General features: G+C 43.1%; 17 protein-coding genes and 1 pseudogene. 7 read left to right on the top strand and 11 right to left on the bottom strand.

The window, feature by feature from the left end:
* Positions 1-13: 13 nt before the first annotated feature.
* From RH96_RS11720 to RH96_RS11710, 3 genes are all read left to right on the top strand, one after another.
* Positions 14-1,018 carry a cell envelope integrity protein TolA gene (locus RH96_RS11720; RefSeq protein WP_227500966.1) on the top strand — a complete coding sequence of 335 codons (1,005 nt, stop codon included), beginning with the start codon at positions 14-16 and terminating at the stop codon, positions 1,016-1,018.
* Between the two features lie 61 nt (positions 1,019-1,079).
* On the top strand, positions 1,080-1,829 hold the full coding sequence (locus RH96_RS11715; protein ID WP_010201182.1) for a cell envelope integrity protein TolA: 750 nt from the start codon (positions 1,080-1,082) through the stop codon (positions 1,827-1,829).
* A gap of 91 nt (positions 1,830-1,920) precedes the next feature.
* The gene (locus RH96_RS11710; RefSeq protein WP_010201173.1) at positions 1,921-3,222 is read left to right on the top strand and encodes a PD40 domain-containing protein; all 1,302 of its coding nucleotides are present in this window, start codon (positions 1,921-1,923) and stop codon (positions 3,220-3,222) included.
* 162 nt (positions 3,223-3,384) lie between these two features.
* Here the strand turns inward: RH96_RS11710 and RH96_RS11705 are convergent, their stop codons facing one another.
* From RH96_RS11705 to RH96_RS11680, 6 genes are all read right to left on the bottom strand, one after another.
* Positions 3,385-4,017 (bottom strand): c-type cytochrome, encoded by a 633-nt coding sequence (locus tag RH96_RS11705; protein WP_010201171.1) that lies wholly within the window; start codon positions 4,015-4,017, stop codon positions 3,385-3,387.
* Positions 4,018-4,121: 104 nt separating this feature from the next.
* The gene (locus RH96_RS11700) at positions 4,122-5,723 is read right to left on the bottom strand and encodes a flavin monoamine oxidase family protein (RefSeq protein ID WP_010201169.1); all 1,602 of its coding nucleotides are present in this window, start codon (positions 5,721-5,723) and stop codon (positions 4,122-4,124) included.
* A gap of 206 nt (positions 5,724-5,929) precedes the next feature.
* Positions 5,930-7,399 carry a cytochrome c gene (locus RH96_RS11695; RefSeq protein ID WP_010201165.1) on the bottom strand — a complete coding sequence of 490 codons (1,470 nt, stop codon included), beginning with the start codon at positions 7,397-7,399 and terminating at the stop codon, positions 5,930-5,932.
* A gap of 1,090 nt (positions 7,400-8,489) precedes the next feature.
* Entirely contained in the window at positions 8,490-9,107 is a 618-nt protein-coding gene (locus tag RH96_RS11690; RefSeq protein ID WP_010201162.1) for a flavodoxin family protein, read from the bottom strand.
* Between the two features lie 83 nt (positions 9,108-9,190).
* Entirely contained in the window at positions 9,191-10,183 is a 993-nt protein-coding gene (locus RH96_RS11685; protein WP_010201158.1) for a polyphenol oxidase family protein, read from the bottom strand.
* 102 nt (positions 10,184-10,285) lie between these two features.
* Positions 10,286-11,626, bottom strand: a complete 1,341-nt coding sequence (locus tag RH96_RS11680; protein ID WP_010201154.1) for an RluA family pseudouridine synthase — start codon at positions 11,624-11,626, stop codon at positions 10,286-10,288.
* Between the two features lie 787 nt (positions 11,627-12,413).
* Between RH96_RS11680 and RH96_RS11675 the strand changes: the two genes are divergently transcribed.
* From RH96_RS11675 to rpoD, 3 genes are all read left to right on the top strand, one after another.
* Positions 12,414-13,628: an outer membrane protein assembly factor BamD gene (locus tag RH96_RS11675; RefSeq protein ID WP_010201153.1), complete on the top strand. Its 1,215-nt coding sequence runs from the start codon at positions 12,414-12,416 to the stop codon at positions 13,626-13,628.
* 176 nt (positions 13,629-13,804) lie between these two features.
* Entirely contained in the window at positions 13,805-15,970 is a 2,166-nt protein-coding gene (locus RH96_RS11670; protein WP_010201152.1) for a DNA primase, read from the top strand.
* Positions 15,971-16,444: 474 nt separating this feature from the next.
* The gene (gene rpoD, locus RH96_RS11665; protein WP_010201151.1) at positions 16,445-18,364 is read left to right on the top strand and encodes an RNA polymerase sigma factor RpoD; all 1,920 of its coding nucleotides are present in this window, start codon (positions 16,445-16,447) and stop codon (positions 18,362-18,364) included.
* A 381-nt stretch (positions 18,365-18,745) separates the two neighbouring features.
* Here the strand turns inward: rpoD and RH96_RS11660 are convergent, their stop codons facing one another.
* Entirely contained in the window at positions 18,746-20,020 is a 1,275-nt protein-coding gene (locus RH96_RS11660; RefSeq protein WP_010201150.1) for a saccharopine dehydrogenase family protein, read from the bottom strand.
* Between the two features lie 235 nt (positions 20,021-20,255).
* Positions 20,256-21,494 carry a carboxynorspermidine decarboxylase gene (locus RH96_RS11655; RefSeq protein WP_010201146.1) on the bottom strand — a complete coding sequence of 413 codons (1,239 nt, stop codon included), beginning with the start codon at positions 21,492-21,494 and terminating at the stop codon, positions 20,256-20,258.
* 159 nt (positions 21,495-21,653) lie between these two features.
* On the opposite strand from RH96_RS11655, the gene RH96_RS11650 reads away from it, so the two are divergent.
* Complete coding sequence (locus RH96_RS11650) at positions 21,654-22,319, top strand: DUF924 family protein (protein WP_010201144.1); 666 nt, start codon at positions 21,654-21,656, stop codon at positions 22,317-22,319.
* 118 nt (positions 22,320-22,437) lie between these two features.
* Here RH96_RS11650 and RH96_RS11645 read toward each other — a convergent pair whose 3' ends face one another.
* The 3 genes and pseudogenes from RH96_RS11645 to RH96_RS11635 form a co-directional block, all read right to left on the bottom strand.
* Positions 22,438-23,679: a CAP domain-containing protein gene (locus tag RH96_RS11645; protein WP_010201141.1), complete on the bottom strand. Its 1,242-nt coding sequence runs from the start codon at positions 23,677-23,679 to the stop codon at positions 22,438-22,440.
* A gap of 204 nt (positions 23,680-23,883) precedes the next feature.
* Positions 23,884-24,606, bottom strand: a pseudogene (locus RH96_RS11640) (IS3 family transposase); the annotation flags it as partial.
* Between the two features lie 110 nt (positions 24,607-24,716).
* On the bottom strand, positions 24,717-25,279 hold a 563-nt coding region (locus tag RH96_RS11635; RefSeq protein ID WP_010201138.1), incomplete at its 5' end, for a helix-turn-helix domain-containing protein.

Below are 25,279 nucleotides of genomic sequence, written 5' to 3'. Positions count from 1 at the left end.
CAATATCATGTCCATGAGTATCACTGCCATGAATAATGCGCCTGCTGTTTATGTGCCGACCCAACCTGAAGGCAATGGGCTGACACTGCCTACGCTGCTCAGCTTGCTTGCACATGGTCTGGTGATTGGCATACTTATTTATACCTATCAAAATACAGAAGTTGAAACGGTAGGTAGCTTAGAGACCGTCATGGTCTCCCCTGAACAGCTGGCTGAGATGCAAGGGCAAATCCTTGCCAATCGTGCCGCTGCTGCCAGTGCTATGCAAGCTGACAGTGGTACGAGCGGCTCATTCAGTGATATGCCAGAGAACACGGCTGACGGTAGCGCTAGCATTCAAAACCCCAACCAACCAAACTCTCAGCGCGTGCCTGTCTTTACACGCTCTGACAATCCTGCCAGTCGCCCGATGCTGATGAGTGAAGAACAGCATCAGCGGCTGCTTGAGCAAAATCAAGAATATGAGCGCAATATGGCTGAATGGGCAGCACAGCTAGATGAGTCGGTAGTAGAAGAACACAATCAAGTTGAACAAGATAAAAGACAACAGCTCATCGAAGAACAAAAACAGCTTAGGGATTACCGTAATAAACAAAACAACCCGCCTAAAATTACACGCCCTACTGCTACTGATAAAAATTTAAAAATTGATACTGGTAGCTCTGGCAGTGCCAGTAAAAACTTTAGCTTATCAGAAGATGGTGAGTCGACTGTATCTAATGGTGGTAGTGGCAGCAGCAGTAATAGCTCCTCTCGTTCTACTGGTGAATTCAAAAGTGCTATATTAAGTAAAATTCAAAGCAAACTTAATACCCCAGTCGAAACACAGGGTCTGACCACGTCATTGTCTCTCAAATTAGATGCAAGAGGCAATGTGAAGTCTGCAAAGGCTAGTGGTTCAAACGCCGTCGTAAACCAAGCAGTTGAACAAGCTGCACGCGCTGCTAGCCCATTACCCATCGATTTAGATAATCCTGCAAGTTTTGCAAATTTAACAATTAACGTTACTATTAATTAACCTTGTAAAGTCTCTAACTCTATATCGTTAATGATTTTCTACTATCTTAAGGTTCTGGTTTATGAGTTTGAACAATACTCACAGATTACGTAATATTTCGACTTGGCTACTATTGGTCTCTTTTTTTCTACCCTCTAGCTACTCTTTCGCTGGTGCATCACTAGAAAGTAATAACCTCAAAAATGGTTTTATGGATCAAAAGGCTTTGTTTGCCGCTATCACTACTAAAAAACATGGTTTAAGTAATGAGAGTAACAACCCCAGAGAATCTTATGAAAATAATGTTACAACAGCTATATTAGAAAAAATCAAACGTAATATTACTCTACCTACTTCTACCCCAGAATCGACAACTACTTTATACTTTAAGTTGGATGAAAAAGGTAATGTGTTATCTGTTAAGGCTCAAGGTGCAAATCCTGCTGTAAATCAGGCAGTGGAAAAAGCCGCTCTATCTGCTAGTCCATTACCCATTGGCTTAAATAAACCTGAAAGCTTTAAAGACGTGATAATTAAAATTAATGTGACTAATAATAACCTCACAGAACCTACTAAAAATAATGTGATAACAGCTATTTTAGAAAAAATTAAACGTAACATCACTTTACCAGCTGCTACTCAAGGATCGGCAGTTACTTTATATCTTAGGTTGGACAAAAAAGGCAATGTGCTATCTATTAAGACTCAAGGTTCAAACGTCATTGTAAACCGAGCAGTAAAAAGAGCAGCCTTATCTGCTAGTCCGTTACCGATTGGCTTGAATAAACCTGAAAGCTTTAGAGACTTGGTAATTAAAATTAACGTTCAATAAAAAACACCTAACGCTGTACAGTTAATCTCACTATAAATAATAATTAAGCCTGTATGATGAACCAATTATTTCTATTTTAGGATATTACTTCATGAAGCTATCTACACATTCTATCCTTCGTGCCACTTCAAGCCTGTTGTTAATCACTCCCTTGTTATCAGTGCCTGCTTATGCAGCTGAATCAATGGTGCTCGATATGACTGTTATCGCGCCAAGACAACAAAACCAAGTGGCTTTTGTGCCGTTTGCAGGTGATTCTGTATTATCGCCGATTATTCTCAATGATTTGAGCAAAACTGAATTAAAGGTGACTAGCAAAGATTTGCCACAGCAGCCGCGCAGTATTAGCGAGCTGTCAGGCACATTACCGGTTTGGCAAAGTATGGGGATTCCTTACCTAGTGGTCGGTAGTACCCGCAGCAACCGCGGTAAAGTGGTCACCGATTACGAAGTGATTGATATCAAATCTGGCCGAGTGATTGAAGGCAAGCAAAGCTTAACGGCTGACAATAATAAAGAAAGCATGCGCTATGCCGGTCACGTCATCGCTGACAAAGTTTACGAGCTGATTACTGGCATTCCAGGTGACTTCTCCGGACGTATTGCTTACATTGAAGAGGATAAGACCGGTAAAAATAAAGCATCGCTTCTTAGAGTGATAGATGCTGACGGTGAAAATGCTAGAACTATTGCTAAAGAAGAAGGATCCATCTTCTCACCAACATGGTCACCCGATGGCAACCGTATCGCCTACTCAGTACAGCGCGATAAATCTTATCCCATTATTTACGTACAAAATGTGAATAGTGGCAGTACCATTGTATTAACACCTTTCCCTGGTAGCAATTTAAGCCCATCGTTTTCACCAGATGGTAGCAAAATACTGTTTTCTAGTAGCTTTGAAGGCAGTGCTGATATTTATGAGATAAGTGCCAGCGGCGGTAAACCTAGACGAATCACCAATTGGCCAAGCAGCGAGGTACAGCCAAGCTATGCACCAGATGGCAAATCTTTTGTATTTGTCAGTGACCGAGCAGGATTTAATAAACCACAGATTTACCGTTATGAGTTTGGATCAGGGAATACGACCAAAGTATCAAATAGCGGTTATGCCACTAGCCCGCAGTTTAGTAGCGATGGCTCACAAATTGCCTTTTTAAGTGGTCGCTCAGCGGCTATCATGAATAGCGGCGGTGCTATCACTACGAATTTGGGCAATACGGGTATCGATGAAGCACCGAGCTTTTCGCCTAATGGTAAGCGTGTTGTTTACGCATCAAAACAAAATGGTGAAGGAGTTTTAAATATTAAGTCACTTAATGGCGGCGAGTCGTTTGGTAAATCTTCACCTAACACAATCCGCTCACCAGTCTGGTCATCCAGCCCTAAATAAACCCTCTCTCTCATTATCTTTCTTAATCCATTGAGCCTTGCCTATAAAAAAGCGCCTAATAAATAATTAGGCGCTTTTTTATGTTGCAGAGAATGGTTAAATCATTTTTGTACGAACCATTTTCGCTTAAAAAACTATTAGCTAAGAATTTAAATAATAGTGTTATTCATCACTTGGATCACCCGCTGATGGATTGGGATGCCGCAGTTTTGCCACATCTTCAGCGGTAACGGTATCGGTAAAACCATTTAAGTCACTGAGCACATATTGAGTAACCGCAGCCATCTGCGCATCGTTCATCATCCCATGGAATGACGGCATACCTCGAAAGCCATTAATCAAGATATCAATGATGTAATACTTTGATTGCATCTTACTGTTATTCGCCAGTGGCGGATAATAGCCTGCGCCATCAGCGCCCTCGCCTTTGTGCATATGACACGCCGCGCAAGAGTCGTGATACAGCTTTTTGCCATCTGTCGTCACAAACCCATTGGTGCCTTCAAACTTTGCGTCCCACTTAGTAATACTTGGGTCATCTTCCATATTGGGCAATGAGCTGTCGTCGACAATATTGATAGCAGGTGCCGTAAGCTCCTCACGGCTCATATAAACACCGCCCCACGCGCCCGTATTTCGGCTTTCTTGATAGTCATTGGTTGTTAGAGAATCCTGATCTTGCACACTGGAAACCGTCACTTCATCATCTGACGGTTGACTACAGCCTAACAGTACTGCACTGCTTATCCCACTCAGCAGCATCACCGTCAGCAGTTTGAGTGTCATGTCTTTCATGACTTTTTTCTTCAAGATTGCTTTCTCCACGATTGCCTTCTTCACAATTGCATTGTCCATGATAGCCTCTGAATTTTGTAGTTATTCATATTAACCAAGCGTTATTAAACAAGCATTTTTGCTTTTTTATGTAGGCGCTTCGCGGCATCCATACCAGATAAAATAGCACCTTCTTGCCATGCCGGAATATGTGAGCAATGCTCGCCCGCCAGCACAATACGATTATCAATACTGCACAAGGTGTCGTAATGCTGACGACGGGTCGACTCATTCCAAATCCCATAACAGCCAAGCGTCCATGGGATACGGTGCCAGACAACTGATGTCCCTGCGCGGAATTCTTTTGGATACTGAGGATGGATGTATTTACCATAAGCAAGCGCGACATTAATACGTTCTTGTGGCGTTAAGGTATTAAACTTATAAGATGTAGGACCATAACCATACGCGCCGAGTAACACGCCCGTACCGTCTTTGAACATATTTTGTGACGGATAGGCAATTTGCGCAATGGGCATGTCGGTATAAGTCAGACCACCAAATATCCATTCATCTTCTTCCCAAAAGCGACGGTTGAACTCTAAGCCGACTTTATAAGAGGTTTCGTAAGGCACAGCGGCCATCGCCTGCTTCATTGGTTTTGAGACATTGATATCCATCTGCGTCAGCACCGTTAGCGGAATATTGCACACGCACCAATCTGCACGAATGGTCTTGGTGGCACCATCTGGACTATTGCTGTCGACATAATCGACGGTGACGCCACTGTCATCTTGATGGATTTTAGTGACCTTTGCATTAAACTCAATCATATCGCGGCATTCACGGGTGAACGCATCACCGATTTTACCCATGCCGCCTACTGGCTGAAACATGGTTGGTTGGTGAGCATAAGTCATATGATTGCCATAAATATCTGCCCACATACCCGAATCCAATATCTCACTGATTGGCAAAGGTTTTGACGGTTTTGCGTCAGGCATCAAGCCACCGCCGGGAAAGACACTAAAGCCACGATGTTTACTGGTCTCATTACTGGCGCGATAGCGATAATCTTTATCGAGCACACCCCAACCTTTTAAACCTTCTAATAGCTTTTCTTTGTCCTCAGTATTGACCGAGCGATCAAGACCACCGACGTTGACTGACTTTGATAGCAGCTCCGCGACATGGCCTTGAATATCATTTTTCACATCACCCAAACGCTGAGGTACGCCATTGAAATGATCAGTACGATGCAAATAAGCGCGATCATTGGTTTGAATAAAAGGCTGCATCTCAACACCAAACTGTTTGCAATAATGGAAGATGGCATAATGATGGCTTGGTAAACGCCACGGCCCACCATTAAAATAATTGCCCTCTTCAAAATCACAGGTGACTTCTTCACCGCCAAGCTCGGTATATTTATCACCGCTGTTCAATGTCCAGCTACGACCGCCACCACGATTTTGATATTCGAGCACTTTGACATCGTAGCCCGCTTTGCGTAACTCATAAGCCGCGGTCAGTCCGCCAAGACCCGCACCAAGAATGACGATACTAGCGCCCGGAGGTGCACCTTTAAGATCCATGGTCTCTTTAAAACTCGACTCTGACGCAAATCCTAACGTCGTCATTGCCTGATACATCGCTGTCGCGCCTGCGGTTTTACCAATCATCGAGAGTAGTTGGCGCCGCGTTGGTGATTGAAGCATGTCTTTCATAATAATGTCCTTAAAGTAGACGTCGTGTATAACGGTAGGCAATCGTCTTTGGCATTTTGCTTTTATTATCGGCTCAGTTTATATCGAACCTTTGTCTTACCAAGCCTTAATGCATTACCGTTTTAACCTTAATTCTCGTACTGTAATCAGCGTCTAGTACGCCTTTATAAGTTCTTTATTCGACCGTTTATCTAAATATAGTCAAACTAAGCGCGGCGTCTAGAGCGTAAGATGGCGCGGATGATAAACACAATAATAGCAATCGCGACGATAATACCGATTATCGCCAGTAAGCCTGCGTACTTAATCAAGAAAGGCTTATCAATGCCAGTATTTGCGATACGATCGACATCGCTGGCATTCACGTCACTGCTGGTAAGACCACCAAAATTCACCCGTACGTAATTGGTAATACCAGCGATTTGCTCGCTATTTAACTCATCTGAAAACCCTGGCATGATGGGCGATGTATTGGTTGCCCCTTCTACCCCATGAAGAATCATATTAACCAGTGCATCAGGTCTTTCGCGGCGGATACTACTCAGGCCGACGATAGGGGCATAACGTGCATCAGGCTGACCATAACCGTCAACCCCATGACAACTACCACAGGTGGCTAAATATAATGATTCGGGGGAATTACTGCCATTACCTACTTTAGCTTTTGCCTGTTTCAAATATTCTTTTTGCGCCAGTAGATCATGAGTGATAGATTCGTTGATTGGCGTTGGTAGGCGCGACACATCTACCGCAGACACTTTATCGTCGGTCTGGACAGCAGGTACTGCCTTCAGATAAGAAGCAATGGCACTCAAGTCTTCGTTTTTTAAGTAGCGTGTACTGTGCGCGACTGCTTCACCCATGGGGCCACCCGCGTAAGCACGCTGGTCAAGCTCACCCGTACGCAGATAAGTGACGATATCCTGCTCACTCCAGCTGCCGATACCACTTGACTCATCAGGCGTGATATTTGGTGCATGCCAATGACCGAGCTGGGCACCAGATAAATACATACTCTTATCAAAACCCATCGTACTATTACGCGGGGTATGACAAGTACCGCAGTGCTCTAGATTATTGACAATATATTCACCGCGTTTTTGGGTCTCGTTCAGTCCGTCGCGCTTTTCAGTAGACGGTACGTTGAGTAAATTCCAACCCAACATTAAGCTGCGAATATTAAAAGGAAATGGTAAGTCTGTTTTTTCTTTAGGAGCTTCGTCAACCGCTGGTACTGTCTGTAAATAAGCAAACAACGCACTGATATCTTCTTCTTTCATACCACTATAAGAAGGGTATGGCATGGCAGGATAAAGCATATGATTAGGCGCACGACCTTTTTGCAGCGCATTCTTCAAATCCGCTTCGGTATAGTCGCCGATACCGTAACGTTTGGATGGTGTGATGTTGGTGGAGTAAATCTCCCCCATTGGGGTCTCGATTGGTGTCCCACCGGTATAGTCCTCACCATGACATGCCATGCAATCGGCCGCACGGGCAATGTAGGCACCGCGATTGACAAGGTCGCTATTGGCAGGGCTAATATTAGGTAAACTAGTATTAGGTAAACTGGCATTGGCTAGGCTTGTATTAACGCTGCTTGCACCTTCAGCCATCGCAGCGTTGGAGGTCATACCAATGACGAGCATCGATAACATCATAGAAAGTGGCTTCATAATATCCTCATATAGCTGGCACCTAGGGTGTTTTAAGTATTTTTAATTCGTGACAGTTATTATTCAACAGTATCTAAATTCAAAAAATCCAAGTCTTCCACTATTTATCTATGCTTTCGCTGTGTGTTCTTCGTACTATAGTCATTCCACTATAAAAGTATTACAGCGTTAACCTCGCTTGAAGTATCACATATACATCTACACTCGGTTGCCTTGTACTACTTTTGAATTGAATCGACTATAAATATTAAAAGTCGATAACGAATTTTTCTTTATTATTCATAAGGCAATTATCAAGCTTAGTTACCGCAGAATGTCTGTCCTCCTTACTAAGGTAAAACTATTTTGCTAAAATTGTTCGATTAGTAACTTAATCCTCCTATTTTTTTACAAAAATAAAAGTTCCTATAATCAGCACTGAGTTTTTAATTAATTACTATGTTTTTTTATATTATTATTGCTGATGTTTTAAAATTATGATGAAAAACAACTACTCATCATTATGAATCGCTCAATTCATTTTTTTCTAGTGACGAACCAGTTAAAAAAAACTTAATGAACACGTAATTTAGCTGTTATTTTTAATTTCCACTGTACATAATACATACACAGTGCAGAATCAGCATACTGTCCCTGCTTTCCCTAGTATTTACTATATGTATGGCATTAGCCGTTGTATAACACGGTAATTTGTTTATGATGAACGCTGTTTTAACAATGCCAACTGTGTCCTGAGATATCCCTATGAAACCCTTCATTATGACTTATATACTTTCGGCGACGATGCTATTAACCGCATGCCAATCTTTTCAATTTTTCGACAGTCCTATTCCTGTTACGGCGTTGTCAACCAAGGTCATTGATAAATAGCTTTACTCATGACAATAAAAAAAGCAGATATCAAATTGATATCTGCTTTTTTGGTTTACTTAATAAACGCTAAGGTCTAATGATATTATCAGCATGCTTTATAGTCGGTTCAATATAATTTGGACACAAGGAAGGCGAGTGAAAGTACTACAAATAGTAGACTAAGCGAGCCTGACACCGTATCTAATTTATATGGGATTGACCATATCATAATCGTACTTTAGCAAGTTGATGTGGCTGGTTGATGCTTTATGATAGTCTTAGCCAAATGATCACCGAACCAAATAGCTGTATCGATATCGCCTTTCCCTGGGGTCTCTTCAGGTGGACCATCAAGAGATTGCGTCATTAATCCTAAAAAGCTAGATAGACGGTTCAAGTCATGAGCCTCATGACCTGTCGGCATTAATGGCAAACCGATCCAATTCATACCATGCTGCATGGCATATAGAGAAATCTGCTGTAGCACAGCAAGTTTATCACCACTCAGTCCACCCGAGTTGGCAAAAGCGGCTGCCCACTTGCCTTCCCATTTTCTGTGATACCAGCGCTTTGAGGTCTCATCCATAAAAGTCTTAAATTCAGCAGTCACGCTGCCCATATAGACGGCACTACCAAAAACCAGCAAATCTGCCTGATCTAAAAAATCCCAGTCGACATCATGAACATCGACGGCTTTTGCCTGTGCTTCTGGAAGTTGCTGGTGCGCGCCCATGACGATTGCTTCAGCCACACGCTTGGTATGACCGTAGTTGCTATGATAGATGACGGCAATCGATACACTTTGCGTGCTGTCAGTCAGTGTAGATGTCAAAGATGCTGTGGCAGATGTATTCATACAAACTCTAATAATAACTATAAATAATTGAATAGAAATAAAACGGATTCAGGGCACTTAGTATCTACCAGCGTCCAATAGGTTTATTCTGACTGGGTAGCAGAACGACGTACAATCACCAGTGCCATCCGTCCTGTCGCTGGCTGCCGTAAATGCGTCTGACGTCGATAAGAGTAATAACGAGCATCGGCATAGCTACAGTCTATAGGTGACTCGTTGCACAATATTACACCAGCAGTGCTTAACTGATCAGCAGCAAGTCTTGGTAAGTTCAGCTTAATTTTATCCGTGTTTACTTTAGCGTAATTTGATAGTTTATCAACTGACTTATGTAAGTATCGAGGATCAATATTCGACTCTTTACTCATATCAGTACGACTGTCATCAGCGATCTGATTCTTAGAAGCCATCACGTAGCGCTCATCAAATTTTTCAATACTGGCTGACGTCAATGACTGATTGTCTATACAACCTGCCAGCAGCTTATCGCGAACTTGACTGCCCACTTCATAATTTTGTTGGCTGATACAGACACCAATCCATGCCATGATTTGCCCTGAATCAGTAAAACACTCAGTCGTTGCTTTGATGACGCCACATGCCAACCCTTGCCAACCCGCGTGAATAGCGGCAATTTTGCCACTGGCTGGTTGGTATAGAACGATAGGCACACAATCAGCAGTCATTATCGCTAGACCCACCCCTGCTTGCTGGCTCAACATAGCATCAGCCGCCACCGGTCGCATACTTAGCGCTGTGGCGTCAGTATCATGAATGCAATTGCCATGAACTTGATTGACCCAATGCAGTCTTTTAATAGGGGTATATCGCGCGCTGATTGATGGCAAGCTAGTAAACTGCTCATTCATCGCCGTTAAGAGCCGCATGCGATTGTCTAAGACCTCGGCGGCGTTATCATTGACGTGCAAGCCTAAATTGAGCGTGCCATAATCCGCTTGTCTCAGCTGGCTGGTTATATCAGCCTCGCATTCATCCTTGTTGGTGAATGCGGCAGTCTGAAAAACCGCCACATCCTCTAGCTGCGCTAGTAATGTCATAGGAAGCTTATGAGTCATGGCTGATTTACCGTCTTAATGAGTCGTCTTTACGTCACTGATAGCTATTTACTGCTGTTATCTGTCTATTATAAGCGTATTTACGCTGCTTACACAGTACGGTTACTCTTCATCGTAGCCATCACTTAACACTGTCATTAGCTGCTGCATATCTTCAGGGATTGGCGTTGTGACTTCGACATCCTCACCTGTCGTCGGATGAACAAAACCCAACGTATAGGCATGCAGGGCTTGGCGCGGGAAGTTGCTGATCGCCTGACGCTGTGCTTCTGTCAGACCTGCCCGCAGTTGACGGCGACCACCATAGACGCGATCGCCTACAATCGGATAGGTAATATGACTTAAATGCACACGAATCTGGTGCGTACGACCCGTCTCAAGACCCACGTCTAACAGACAGTAATTACCATTGAGCGCGGTCACATTTAATAAGTGCGTGACTGCTTCACGACCTGCCGTCATGACCGTCATTTTGGTACGCTGACTACGGTGACGACCGATCGGTGCATCGATACGGCGATGACGCAATAAACTTGCCGCATCCCCTGCCACCACACACTGATAATGACGATAGACTGACTTGTCTTTTAGCTGATCCATCAATGCCATTTGTGCAGGTTTAGTCTTGCCAATAAGCAGCAATCCCGAAGTGTCTTTGTCAATGCGATGCACCAGACCGGCACGCGGCAAATGATGCTGCTGTGGATAATGATACAGCAACGCATTAACCAAGGTGCCCGTCTGATTGCCAGCGCCAGGATGAACAACCATGCCAACTGGCTTATTAATCACCAATACATCATCGTCTTCATACACCACATCGATATCAATGTCTTCTGGCTGATCTTCACTATGCTGCTGCAACGTCGTTGATAGATGTATGACATCACCTACTTTGACTCGAATTTTTGGTTTTTGTACGCTATCGTTATACAGCAAGCTACCATCGCTGATCCAGCCTTGCAACTGCGCACGCGAAAAGTCGGTAAACACCAGTGATGCTAGCTTATCGATACGTAGACCAGCTTCTTCTTCGGTGACCGTATAGGTGGCATCGATAATGACTGGCACCGCTTGGCCTATAGTTGGCGCTTCATAATCAGCGTCATCGTCGTCACTGTCATCAATCCCTTCATCAGCCTCATCGGCTTCATAGTCCTCAATCATCTCGTCATCGAGCATGTCACTATCTTTTGAGGCAGCATCTTTTGAGACAGCACCTTCTGAAACAATACTTTCTGACGCTTGTGACGTAGCATCGTCTGAGAGGGCGTCATTGGACACAGTTTTTGCGTTGATGCGGTCTTCAGTTTCTAGCTGCTTAGCATCAGATGACTCATTACTTTTTAAAACTTTATTTGGCATGGAAGGCTCTTGCGCTGATAAATGTGGCGCTGATAAATCAGTATCTAGCGATTGATTCGGTGATAAATGGGTGGTCATAGTATTATTATTCATAACAGATTTATATTTATATATAGCAAAGTCCCTGACAGGTTTTTGTAAGGCACTTTATAAGAGAATATAATAGGAAAACATAATGAGAAAATATAGTGCTGTATAAGAAAAACAATGCCGTGCCTTGATGATTAAAATCTATCATGGTCAAAAAAGCAGAGGCAATACTGCCATAGTGTAGCATGCCAAGCGCTCAAGCCCTATAGAAGCTGACTGTTATCTGTCACTTTATGCATATCATTTGATACCTAAATCATTGACGATTAACTCTCTAAAATATGACATTGCTGTAATTTACTGTATATTTGTCGATGTCAGTGACATTCGATATCGCTCGTTGCGGCGGCTCATGCTAAACTGCAAAGCTGAAACGTGATAGATGAAACATAATAGACAAAGACGTTTAGGATATATCCGCAGGTCAAACTGTCATACACTAAGATAAATATTGCAGGCTTGCTAAAATTCAAAGCAGCCTAGATAAATGAACTGCAAAATAGATGATGAAAAAATAGACGAAACGGTGGTTATTCTATAAAGTAAGCGTTATTTTACTGTATGCTATGGCACGGTATTTTCAAAAACGTCCCTCTTAATAGGTCATAGCAAAAACTGCCTTTGATAAAAATCATGTCAATTACGAGTCGTCTTAACCACTAGCACGCTCAATAATAGACAGTTAACTGGTGCGATAAGCATCGTTTTTATTATTAACCTTATATATAGTATGATAGCGTCGCTGCTATTATGCGCCTTGTGTCGGAGAAGAAGTATGCACGCTGTTGGCAATACGTTTATCAAACTGTCCTCAATCACCCTGCTTGCAATAAGTGTCAACTTGGTGGGTTGTCAAACTTTTAAGAACCTGACCAACAAAGACGTCGATGCAGTCGAAACTGCGGAAAAGTCAGAGCAAGGCTACTATAACGATGCCATCGCTCAGATTGATAAATCTCGTTATATCCAAGCGATTGAAGACTTGACCAATCTGCGTACCTTTTATCCTACCGGACAATATGCTGAGCAAGCCCTGCTCGATATGATGTATGCCCAGTATGAAAGCGGTAAGTTCGAACTGGCAGCGGCTAGTGCCGATCAGTTTATCGGTCTCTACCCTTCTAACCCTCAAGTCAGTTACGCCTATTACGTGCGCGGTGTCGCCAATATGCAAGGCTCGTCTGAAGGCCTTAAACTGTTTAAACTGAACCAAGCTGAACGTGATACTGCCTATCTGCGTATCGCTTTTGCCAACTTCCAAGAGCTCATTAATAAATACCCAAATAGTCCTTATACGCCAGATGCTGCGCAGCGTATGACCTTTATTTACAACCAGTTTGCCGAAAGTGAGCTGAGTGCCGCTAGTTGGTATATTGAGCGTGAGGCTTATGTCGCTGCTGTCAACCGTGCCAAATGGGTGTTTCAATACTATCCACTGAGTGAATCTGTACCCGAAGCCATCGCCATTCTGGCCTATAGCCATGAAAAACTGGGGCTAACGGACTTGGCAAAAGAATACAAAACCCTATTACAGATCAACTATCCAAATTGGCTGACCAGTGATGGACGCGTTAAGCTCAACACCAAACGTGACCGCACTTGGTTTAACAAGCTAACCTTTGGTAAGCTTGGCCGTTCAGGTATTAAAGACAGCTCGGTCTCTGAAGGCAATTATACTGGCGCGACCAAAACTCAAGTTATTCGTAATGCCAGTCAATTAAGATTGCCTAGTGGAAACACTACGTCTGCCAACGCACCGATAGCCAATACTTCTCCTACACGTGGTAATGGTATCAATGTAGGCTTGGGTCTGCCTGAGGCGTCAACTGAGCGCGTCACTAGCCAATCGAGCACTGGCTCTACCGCCAGAGAAGCGAATGTAGATCCACAAAATATCAACCCTACGCGTCGTACAACGCTATCTGATCAAGGTGTTGGTATCATGCCATCAAATCCAGATGTCGATAGCACCGATATGGACGATGAATAAATGCTCTAGAGTTAAGATGGCTTATCTAAGTTAATTAAGATAGCATTTTTTCTTTTTAGCATATCAAGAAACATTATCAACTAAATAAGGCCAACGCTCATGTTGGCCTTATTTTTTCTGTTTCTGTCGCTCAGCTTTTCCCCAATATAATCGTCCTATGGTAAACTGTTTTTTGCATGAGTATTCCAAACCACATTCTCGAACAATTAAATAGCCAAGCTGACTTAATCAGTATTATTGGGCGTCACACGACGCTTAAACGTGCTGGAAGTGAGTTTAAGGGCTGCTGCCCTTTTCATGGTGAAAAATCGCCTTCTTTTTATGTCAATCCACAAAAAAACATCTACCACTGCTTTGGCTGTAGTGTCGGCGGCAATGCCATCAGTTTTTTACGTGATTATGAGAACCTTACCTTTATTGAAGCGGTTAATGAACTGTCAAAACAAACTGGTATTGAAGTCCCGAAAGAAGAACAACAAAACGTCAGTTATCAGCGTACCAAAAAACCACCTGCTATAAAACCTACCACGCGTGCGCCGGCTGAAGCCGTCAAATTTCAGCCAACTGCCGATGAGCAATTACCATCAAGCATAGCGCCCGATTATCAGCAGAAAAATTATGCAGACCAGCCTACTTATAATGACAGCAATAGCTATGAAGACAGCTACGACGGTTATCCACCGTTAGACGCTTACGATTCAGCGCCTTACCCAACGGATTCTTATCCCACCGATTATCAAGACACAGCTGATAATAGTGCTCCACCTGCATGGTTGACCGATACCAATGTTGGTGCAGGCTTACCTAGTGATAATAGTGTCTCTGATAAAGACGGCAACCTATACGATCTGTTAGAGCAAATTCAGCAGTTTTATCAGCACAGTCTGACGACCCACCCTCATGCCAAACATTACTTTTTATCGCGCGGTATCACGGAAGACATCTTTGAGACTTTTGGTTTAGGTTATGCGCCGTTTGGTTGGCAGCATCTTGAGCATCAGTTTCCGCAGGATATTGAGGGACTGAAAGCTCTAGGTCTGGTTCGCCAATCAGAATCCGGACGCGATTATGACCTACTACGTGATCGGGTTATTTTTCCGATTCGAGACAATCAAGGCCGCACCATTGGCTTTGGTGGTCGCGCATTAGATGATGAAGTGAAGCCTAAATACATTAACTCCTCCGACTCACCCGTTTTCCATAAGCAGCACGTACTGTATGGCTATTATGAATCTCGCCAGCAGCGCGCAGACAGCTGGTTAGTGGTCGAAGGTTATATGGATGTGATTGCCCTTTACCAAGCCGGTATCTATGGCGCAATTGCTTCTATGGGTACGGCGATTAATGAGAGCCAAATATCACGGCTATTAACCCTCAACCCAACCCTCACACTGAGTTTTGATGGTGATAGTGCTGGACAAAAAGCCGCTTGGCGCACGCTAGAAGTTGCTTTGCCTGTACTGGCTGATGATAAAGAGCTGCGGTTTTTGACCTTACCGAACAATCATGACCCTGACACCTTTATCAAGAGTCAGGGCGGTGACGCCATGCGGGAGCAAATCAAAAATGCCATGCCGCTGTCACAGTATATTTTTGCCTACTTAAGCGAACGTTACGATTTGACCTTGGTGGAAGGCAAAGCCAAGCTGATGTCACAGGTACGCTCATTAACCATGGCGCTTCCCAAAGGCAGTAGCTTTCGTTACCTGCTGAATAATGACATTTATCAAAAGCTTGGTGGCAAACGCAGTCAAAACATCGAAGCGAAAGACGCCCTGCTCGATTTTGATGGTGACATGACCATCAGCCAGCAGTTGCAGCTGTGCTTTTTATTCCAACCGCGCGCCTTACTCGAAGACCCTATTGAATCGATTTGGCAACAAGCAGGTATCAGTGACTTACAGCTGCCTGCGCATATCAAACAGAAAGCTGCGAGCGATACCCTTCGTCCACTTGCTTGGGAAGACCTGCAAGATACCGACCTGTTGGATATTGTCAGTACAATCAAGCGTTGCCTAAAGCATCTACCAACAGATGCTAACGCAGCAGCGCACTTTATATTATCTAACGTACAGCCGATGACTCAAGAGACACTCAGCCGTAGTTGGGGTGGGTTTTATAAAACGTTAACGGCAAGAAATATTTTAAGCCTTGATGAATTGGTCGAAAATTTAGTCATGCAATTGCTTAAGCTACATTTGCAAAAAAAGATGCAAGAGCTGATCAAAAACCCTGACCACATTAAGCTAGCGATAGTTCGTAAGCAGTCACAGTTATTAAATGATTGGCTACGTGCACAGCAAGCCGAACAATCAGCGCAGATGGTCACGGTTCAGTCTTAGTATTTGGTGTTATTTATGTTTTATAAAATGCCAGCCCTTTAAAAGTATGAGGATTGACCCCACTAATAATGATTATAGCCAGTCGCTCAGACCATCTCTTTATCGTTAAGCAGATAGTAAAAAATGGTAGCGAGCATTCACTACCTCGTGCTTGATTACACTGGTCTGTGTTAAACTGTGTCGCTAACTATTTATGGCATGGCTTACGAAATGATGATAAGCATGCATCGTTAAGCACGAATTTTAAGTATTATTTTTAGGTATTACTATTTTTGATATATTTTTAACAGTTTTTTAGTGGTTTTTTAGCCCTGTTATTGTAGTGTTTTGAGCCTTTATTCATATCCACTCATTTTTGATATTATTGACAACCTCTACGCCACATTTTGATCAATCGATTGATAAGATCAACGCACCCAGCCAGCGATAGCGCGTCACAATATAAAAATGTCCGATGCAAGTAAGCGAGTATTTATGAACGATAAGTCAGTTTCTAAGTCCACATCTCAACTGGCCACCTTAATCCAAATGGGTAAAGAGCAAGGGTATTTAACCTATGCTGAGGTGAATGACCAACTGCCCGACTCTATTACCGAAAGCGATCAGATCGAAGATATTGTGCAAATGCTGACCGACGTTGGTATTAAAATCTTTGAATCTGCACCTGATGCCGATGACATCTTGATGAACGATGATTCAAGTGATGATGAGTCAGCAGCAGACGAAGCCGCCGCCGTATTAGCCGCAGTTGAAACCGATCCAGGCCGTACCACCGACCCTGTGCGTATGTATATGCGTGAAATGGGTACGGTCGATTTGCTAACCCGTGAGGGCGAGATTGTTATTGCCAAGCGTATCGAAGAAGGTATTCGTGACGTGCAACATGCCATGTCTTATTGGCCTGGTACAGTACAATTCGTCCTTGATGAGTATCAAAAAGTACAAGATGGCGACAAAAAGCTCTCTGATGTCATTACTGGCTTTTTGGATCCTGAAACCGAAGAAGACAAAATAGCCGCACAAGAAGCCAAAGAGGCGGCAAAAGAAGAAAGAGAACGCATCAAAGAAGAAAAAGAAAACCCGCCGGTTATTAAGCCAAAAGCCAATGCTAAAGAGGATCTCGATGACGACGACTCTGATGATATTGATGACGCTGAGGAAGAGGAAGAAGAAACTGGCGGTATCGATCCAGAAGAAGTACGCCTACGTCTAGAAGAGATCGAAAATCTATTTATCAAAGCCAAGCAAGCATTGCTCGATTATGGCCGTGGTAGCGTACAAGCCGATGAAGCCTATGCGCAGCTTGCAGAACGCTTTATGATGCTCAAGCTAAACAACCGCTTATCAGACCAAGTCATGGCTATTATGCATGACGTGTATGACGATGTGCGTAAACAAGAACGTCAAATCATGCGTTTGGTGATTCGCCGTGGTCGTATGCCGCGTGACGAGTTCCGCAAGACCTTCCCTAGTAATGAAACCAACGTTGATTGGCTCATTGAGCGTATCAAAGGTAAGCCTGCATTTGCTGGCACTCTAGAAAAAGTCACCGATGACGTGATTTTATTACAGCGTAAAATTCGGGATTACGAGCAGCAGCTCGACATGAAAATCCACGACATGAAAGATGTGGCACGCCGTATGGCTGTTGGTGAAGCAAAAGCTCGACGTGCTAAGAAAGAAATGGTCGAAGCCAACCTACGTCTGGTTATTTCTATCGCCAAAAAATATACCAACCGTGGCCTACAGTTCTTGGATCTTATCCAAGAAGGAAATATTGGTCTAATGAAAGCGGTCGATAAATTTGAATACCGTCGTGGTTATAAGTTCTCGACCTACGCCACTTGGTGGATTCGTCAGGCGATTACCCGCTCTATCGCGGATCAGGCACGCACCATCCGTATCCCTGTGCATATGATTGAGACTATCAACAAAATCAACCGTGTCTCACGTCAGCTACTACAAGAAATGGGACGCGAGCCAACGCCTGAGGAATTAGGCGAACGCTTAGAGATGGACGAAGTCAAAGTCCGTAAAGTACTAAAGATCGCTAAAGAGCCTATCTCTATGGAGACACCAATCGGTGACGATGAAGATTCGCATCTAGGTGATTTCATCGAAGATGGTACGATCTCAAGTCCTGTCGATGATGCGACGTCTGCTGGTCTACGTGAAGCCACTCGTGACGTATTGGGTAACTTGACTGAACGTGAAGCGCGTGTGCTAAAAATGCGTTTCGGTATCGATATGCCAACGGATCATACGCTGGAAGAAGTCGGTAAGCAGTTTGATGTGACGCGTGAGCGTATTCGTCAGATCGAGGCAAAAGCACTACGTAAATTGCGTCATCCTTCACGCTCTGAGCACTTGCGCTCTTTCCTTGAAAATGACTGAATTTTTCAGAAACTCCTGAGCCTAGCTCATAGTTTTTAAATATCTAGAAAAATAAAAAAGCTGAGCATGTCTCAGCTTTTTTGTGCCTGTTAGATACTTCATGATAACGATTATCAAGCATAGCTATCAATTAACACATCAAATCACATGGTGGTCAGATTCAACGACCAAATAGGCAAATCACCGTACTAATAATGATAATCTTCCCAATCATGAGACGTTCATTAAATATAGTCAGTGAAAAGTCATATCGATACATCACACATTGCTGATATTAATTTTAGACACATCTCTATTTAAACGACACAGACCACACAAAAAAGCCCGTCTAACTCTCTGACTGAGAAGTTAAACAGGCTTTTTTTGAATGCAGATAACGTATTAAATGTCGAACGCTAGTGCTCTATCGCCTTCGCTATCTTTGATACGTGTTGGCAAACCAATCTTATTAAGTAGATTGATAAACGGCTTAGCATCTAGCTCTTCGATGTTAACCATCTTGCCAGCGTCCCATTCGCCAGTCGCGACCAGCATAGCGGCAGCAACGGGTGGCACACCTGCGGTATAAGAAATACCTTGGCTACCGACTTCATTGTAAGCGTCTTCATGATCTGAGATATTATAAATAAACACCTCAGTATCAACGCCATTAATGGTGCCTTTGACTTTGTCACCGATGCAAGTCTTGCCCGTATAATTTGGCGCAAGTGAGCTTGGGTCTGGTAGTACTGCTTTGACCACTTTCAACGGAATGACTTCTTGTCCTTCAGCGGTCATTACTGGCTGCTCAGAGAGTAGACCTAAGCTTTGTAATACCGTAAATACATTAATATAATGCTCACCAAAGCCCATCCAAAAGCGGATGTTGGGCACATCCAAGTTAGCAGACAACGAGTGCACTTCATCATGACCACTTAAATAGCTATTTTGCACACCAACGACGGGCAGATCATCAGTACGCTTTACTTCAAACATTTTATTAGATTGCCACTTGCTGTCCTGCCAAGAATAGACCGTGCCGGTAAATTCGCGGAAATTAATCTCAGGGTCGAAATTGGTGGCGAAATACTTACCATGGCTACCAGCATTGATATCAATAATATCAATATCAGTTACCGAGCCTTTATCCATCATGTCATAGCCAAGACGCGCGTAAGCATTGACCATGCCAGGATCAAAGCCTGCACCCAAAATCGCCGTGACATTGTTGTCCGCACAGCGCTGTTTACGCTGCCATTCATAGTTGTTATACCATGGCGGTGTCTCGCAAATCTTGCGTGGGTCTTCATGAATAGCGGTATCAATATAAGCAACACCTGTCTCAATACAAGCTTCTAGCACCGTCATATTGATAAATGACGAGCCGACATTGATAACGATTTGCACACCAGTATTTTGTATCAACTGTATAAGTGCTGGGCTGTCCATGGCATCAACTTGATGCGTGTGCAAAATAGCTGCTTGTTTAAAGCTACCTTTGTCTTTGACACTTTGCGCAATAGCATCACACTTATCTTGAGTACGAGAGGCGATATGAATTTCGCCGAGCACATCATTATGCATCGCACATTTATGCGCGACTACTTGAGCGACACCGCCTGCTCCGATGATGAGTACATCTTTTTTGTTGGGCTTAGCTTGTTGGTTGGTATTCAATGCAACAATCCTCCTTTGTGTCCCTGTCATCGCCTAAGAAATGGCCAGTCAAAACAGAAACGAGTGAATGATATGCGTGAATTAAAAAGGAAGACCGAGGAAAACCCACGCACCCGTCGGGCAAAAATAGCTGGTTTTGCCCGTGGCGATTATAACAATTTTTGCAGGCTTTTCGGCAATAATTAATGGTTAAGATACAATCTGGTTGTGCTCAAGCATCATCGAACGGCGAATACTAAGACAAACTCGCCTTATAATCTTGATAATCAAACTCACGCTGCACATCAATATTGCCATCCAAACGACGAATAACAATCGCTGGCATGTTGACACCATTGAACCAGTTTTTCTTCACCATGGTATAGCCCGCCGCATTACCAAAGGCAATCTTATCGCCTACCTGCAAATGGTTAGGTAAGGCATACTCGCCAAAGATATCACCTGCCAAGCAAGAACGACCATAAATAATAGTGTTGTCTGAAATGTCCACTGTTTTAGCCATATCGGCAGGTACAATATCAATCAACGCTTCGTTAATAGCCGCAATGGGTGCTGACTCACGGTAAATCAACAAATCCAGCATATGCGCTTCGATAGAAGCGTCAACAACGGCTAGGTTTTTTCCGTTGTGCATCGTATCTAAGACCGTCGTGACCAATGATCCAGCACCATGAATGCTCGCCTCACCTGGTTCTAGATAGACTTGTACATCGTATTTTTCACTGAAATCTTTCAATCGCGTGGCTAGTTTTTCTAATGGATAATCAGGCGCGATAAAGTGAATGCCACCGCCCAAACTGACCCACTCAAGCTGCGCTAAAACGTCACCAAACCTATATTCGATATCCGCCAAACTGTCACTAAAGGCCTCAAAACTGTCATTTTCACAATTGTTATGAATCATGACTCCAGTGATTTCAGCAAGCACTGCTGCAATCTTATCTTTATCATGCTCACCAAGACGGCTAAAAGGACGCGCAGGATCAGCAATGATAAACGATGAATTGCTAGTCTTTGGGTTTAAACGTAGCCCAACTGGAATATTTTTTGCGCCAGCTTGGTCTTTAAACGCATTGAGCTGCGAGATAGAATTAAAGATAATCTTATCAGCATAGCTCAATACTTCATCGATTTCATCTACGCTATAGGCGACGCTATAGGCATGGGTTTCTTTTTTATCTTCATCATTCCCTTCATCATTGCTATCAGCGCTATTATTGCCAAAGGTCTCGTAGCCCAAGCGCACCTCATTGAGCGACGACGAAGTAGTGCCGTGCAAATAGGGTTGCATGACATCAAACACGCCCCAAGTGGCAAAGCATTTGAGTGCCAATAAGGCTTTGGCACCAGACAACTCACAAAGTCGAGCGATAATCTGCATATTGGCAACGATTGCTGCTTCATCGAGCAGATAATAAGGCGTTGGTATCGAAGTTGGTATCGAAACTGGTTTGGTGTTTTTTGTTGAGTTCATAAGAGACAACCTAATGGCTTGTATATGCGGTAGTAAAGCTTGTGATAACAATGCTTGTTTGTAGTATGAGCGTTTTTTATTACTGTGCTTTTTTAGCATTGTGACATCGCTAATTAAGTGCGCTATAGTAGACTAAATCCATCATAATTAGAATATCTTATGTCACTATCAACCGATTATTCCAGCGCCGCCAGCCAAACCAACTTATCCAAACTTGAATCCAGAAATATTGATTTGACCCATCTCGACCCTAATGCACGTGCAGTGTTGGACTTTTGGTTTGATAAAAATAATGAGCAGCATTGGTTTGCAAAAAATGATGATTTTGATCAGCGTATTCATGATAAGTTTGGCAAAATCTGGCAGGCAGCAAAACACGGTGAATGTGCGCCTTGGCGATGGTCTGAAAATCAAAATGATGTGAATAGCTCAATGACTAATTTGGCAGGACGTCTGGCAGAAATTATCGTCTTAGATCAGTTTTCACGCAATCTATGCCGCGGGCAAGCGTGCGCTTTTGCCCAAGACAGTATGGCAGTGGTATTAGCACAAGAAGCCATTCAACAGCCGCATTTTGACACGTTACCGATGGAGTGGCGTCGATTTACTATTATACCGTTTATGCATTCTGAATCAGCCGTTATCCATGAGCGCTATTTAACGTTGTTTGAGCAACTAAATGACGCGACTACTTTAGACTTTGAACATCGTCATAAAGACGTTATCGATCAGTTCGGTCGTTATCCGCATCGTAATAAAACGCTAGGTAGAGAAACAACTAGTGACGAAGAAGCATTCTTAGAACAGCCGAACTCATCATTCTAAGAGAGATTATTTTTAGGTTTTTGTACCTTTTAATAGTCTGACAGGTTTTTTATATAACAAGGGCTGAACCAGTTATCTGATTCAGCCCTTATTTTACAATATCAGTTAATCAGATTAACTAGTAATTCACTTTACCCGTAGTAAAAGTAAATGACTTATTTTGTAAGGTTTTATTATCGACTAGAATATCAAAGCTCACTTGATACTTAGTATTGCCATAAAGACCACATTGCTGGCTTTGATTTGCCGCGCGCTTGATTTCACAGCTTTTTAGTGCATCGGTCAACGGTAAGATAAAAGCTTCGTTCGCTGGTAGCGCGTAATTGGTATTAGCATACGGATCGTTATCAAAATCAATTAACTGAATCGGCACATCTGCGTTGCGCTGCGTATCTCTAAAATTGATGTTACTGACCTTAATGTTTTTAGCTGACGGCATACTAATATAAACGGGTTGTCCGATAGGATCAGTGCGCAAATTGCGTCCAGTACCTTTAACAGGGTTTGGTGTCTCGTTGTATAGTGCGGTCACTGTTCCAGTCACACCCTGACATGGATAGGTAAAAATACCTGAAACTGATTTGTCTTTGGTCGTTTGTGTCGCTGAAGCATGGCTGACCAAGACATAACCTTGGTTATTGGCTGTACTCTTACCATTGGGTTTGTAAGTAACCATTCCCGTGCCTACCAAACTTGACGTTGGGAGCATCAAAGAACGCAGATGATAAGGTGCTGATAACAATGACTTGGCCATTGAGGTAGCTACCATATCTACGCTCAAAAAATTACCTGCTGAGCTATAATAGACAGACTGAGCAATATTTTCAGTAGCACCATATTGTGCATTACGATAGTTTGCATTCGATAAGCGATCTGAGAAATCCAAGCCACCAAAGAATGGGTTATTGGTACCGGTTACGCTAGCAATATCGCTTATTTCATTTTCGATATGCGCATTAAAACTGGTTGGCGTGCTATTGGCAAATACATATTTAATATAGTTTGCATGCTGAATAGCAATGTCATCAAGCGCAGTATCCATAGACAAACCGCCTAAGCCACAGCTGGTTCTTGCGAGACTAAATTGGTTATTAGCACTTAATGCTGCTTGCGCGTTATTTTCAGTAGGCTCGTCGCTTGTATTGACAGGGACATTATCGTTTGGTTCATTGTCCTGATCATCAGGCTCCGCCGTTACTGGTGCCGAAGTTATTGGTTCTGAAATGACTTCTTGTGATTGGCTTGGTGAATCATTGGACGTAGAACTGCTGTCAGAGTCGCTACCACCGCCACAGGCCGTTAAAAAAACTGCCAAGAAAAGCACTGCAGCAAGGTTTTTTTGAGGAGTATTAGCCGTCATCTCTTATCCTATAAAATATTAATATTTATATAACTTACTAGCGAAAATAAAACCCAGCATTAAATATTAGTTATTGATTTAAAAGGATTTTATATTAACAAAGATATATTGTATTACATTTTATAAACTTTCGCTCGTTATTTTATCAAAAACCCGCCTACTTACTAGCACAGTGAACTGCCCCCCGAAACTTGGACGGTTTAATTAAAGATAGGACTGAGCTCTGTATTGTACAGGGCTCAGTCCTTTTAGTTTAAGCTGAATTCTTTCATGATTGTAGTAATGCACATACTTATGAATCTGTTGCTCTAACGCCTCAATACTCGATGGCTTTTCAATATAAATAGTCTCACACTTGAGCGTACCGAAGAAGCTCTCCATCAGCGCATTGTCTAAGCAGTTACCTTTTCGGCTCATACTTTGCTGGATGTTATTGGCTTTTAGCGTTGTTGCAAACGGTTTCATCTGATAGTGCCACCCTTGATCTGAATGCAGCGTTAGCTGCTCCTTGAGCCTGCGCTTTAATGATATGCCTTTGAGCGCGCGATCAAGCATCTGTTTCACCAAGTCATATACGGGTCGTCTTGATAATTCATAACTGATGATCTCATTATTAAAGCAATCGAGTATGGGTGACAGATACAGTTTATCATCGCCCACTTTAAACTCAGTAATGTCAGTCAGCCACCTGCGATTTGGCGCTTTTGCTCTAAACCTACGTTTGACCCTATTCTTGGCAATAACGCCGCACTGTCCTTTGTAGGAACGATACTTTTGTCGTCTGATTCTCGCGGTAAGTTTAAGCTCGTTCATAAGCCGTGCGATGAGCTTGTGGTTGTATCTTAGTCCTTCGTTCTTAAGCGTTTGAGTGATTCTACGGTAGCCATACCGACCTTTATGGTGATGATAGACGTCACTGATACGCTGTTTAAGATCGGCATACTAGTCTGTCGCTTGCAGAACACGCAGATGATAGTAAAAGCTGCTCCTTGCTATATCTGCAATGAGTAATAGTAAAGCGAGCGGATGCTGATCTCTTAGTCCTTTGACGAGCCTTGCTTTGTCTGGTTGGCTTTCCTCTCTTTGAGCAAGGCATCGAGCTTTTTTAGGTAGGCGTTCTCCGCTTTGAGGTATTCATTCTCGCGTTTGAGCTCCTCTATACTCTTCTCATGCTCAGGCTTGTCAGTGAGATAAGGGTGCTTCACAGTAGGTCGTCCTTTAGCTTTGGCAGTTAAGCCTAGCATACCATGACGAGCATAGGCGGTGCGCCATACACTAATCAGCGCAGGCGAGCTAATGTTAAACCTCAAAGCGGCTTGCGATTGACTTAAACCTTCACCTGCCATTGTGGTCAGGACTTGAAGCTTGAACTCGCTACTGTAGATGGCTTTGCCAGCTTTAGGTTTGATTGCAAGTATACCGTCTTTTAAATACTGGTTTACCCACTTAAAAACATCTTTATCATTAATATTAAAATGCTTTGCGGTAGCAATGCCTGAATGTCCTTGTTGATAATAGGCTATCACCCTTAGTTTAAAGTCGATGTCATACTTCATAAAATAACCCCCATAAGTTGTGTCCAACTTATGGGGGTCAGTTC

It is taken from the genome of Psychrobacter sp. PAMC 21119, from assembly GCF_000247495.1.
Taxonomy (GTDB): Bacteria; Pseudomonadota; Gammaproteobacteria; order Pseudomonadales; family Moraxellaceae; genus Psychrobacter; species Psychrobacter glaciei.
This window is presented reverse-complemented; position numbering and strand designations above follow the sequence as displayed.

What these genes read in the sequence shown, in the direction of transcription:
- RH96_RS11720 (WP_227500966.1), top strand. Translation starts at nt 14, where the DNA reads ATGAGTATCACTGCCATGAATAATGCGCCTGCTGTTTATGTGCCGACC.
- RH96_RS11715 (WP_010201182.1), top strand. Translation starts at nt 1,080, where the DNA reads ATGAGTTTGAACAATACTCACAGATTACGTAATATTTCGACTTGGCTA.
- RH96_RS11710 (WP_010201173.1), top strand. Translation starts at nt 1,921, where the DNA reads ATGAAGCTATCTACACATTCTATCCTTCGTGCCACTTCAAGCCTGTTG.
- RH96_RS11705 (WP_010201171.1), bottom strand. Translation starts at nt 4,017, where the DNA reads ATGAAAGACATGACACTCAAACTGCTGACGGTGATGCTGCTGAGTGGG.
- RH96_RS11700 (WP_010201169.1), bottom strand. Translation starts at nt 5,723, where the DNA reads ATGAAAGACATGCTTCAATCACCAACGCGGCGCCAACTACTCTCGATG.
- RH96_RS11695 (WP_010201165.1), bottom strand. Translation starts at nt 7,399, where the DNA reads ATGAAGCCACTTTCTATGATGTTATCGATGCTCGTCATTGGTATGACC.
- RH96_RS11690 (WP_010201162.1), bottom strand. Translation starts at nt 9,107, where the DNA reads ATGAATACATCTGCCACAGCATCTTTGACATCTACACTGACTGACAGC.
- RH96_RS11685 (WP_010201158.1), bottom strand. Translation starts at nt 10,183, where the DNA reads ATGACTCATAAGCTTCCTATGACATTACTAGCGCAGCTAGAGGATGTG.
- RH96_RS11680 (WP_010201154.1), bottom strand. Translation starts at nt 11,626, where the DNA reads ATGACCACCCATTTATCACCGAATCAATCGCTAGATACTGATTTATCA.
- RH96_RS11675 (WP_010201153.1), top strand. Translation starts at nt 12,414, where the DNA reads ATGCACGCTGTTGGCAATACGTTTATCAAACTGTCCTCAATCACCCTG.
- RH96_RS11670 (WP_010201152.1), top strand. Translation starts at nt 13,805, where the DNA reads ATGAGTATTCCAAACCACATTCTCGAACAATTAAATAGCCAAGCTGAC.
- rpoD (WP_010201151.1), top strand. Translation starts at nt 16,445, where the DNA reads ATGAACGATAAGTCAGTTTCTAAGTCCACATCTCAACTGGCCACCTTA.
- RH96_RS11655 (WP_010201146.1), bottom strand. Translation starts at nt 21,494, where the DNA reads ATGAACTCAACAAAAAACACCAAACCAGTTTCGATACCAACTTCGATA.
- RH96_RS11650 (WP_010201144.1), top strand. Translation starts at nt 21,654, where the DNA reads ATGTCACTATCAACCGATTATTCCAGCGCCGCCAGCCAAACCAACTTA.
- RH96_RS11645 (WP_010201141.1), bottom strand. Translation starts at nt 23,679, where the DNA reads ATGACGGCTAATACTCCTCAAAAAAACCTTGCTGCAGTGCTTTTCTTG.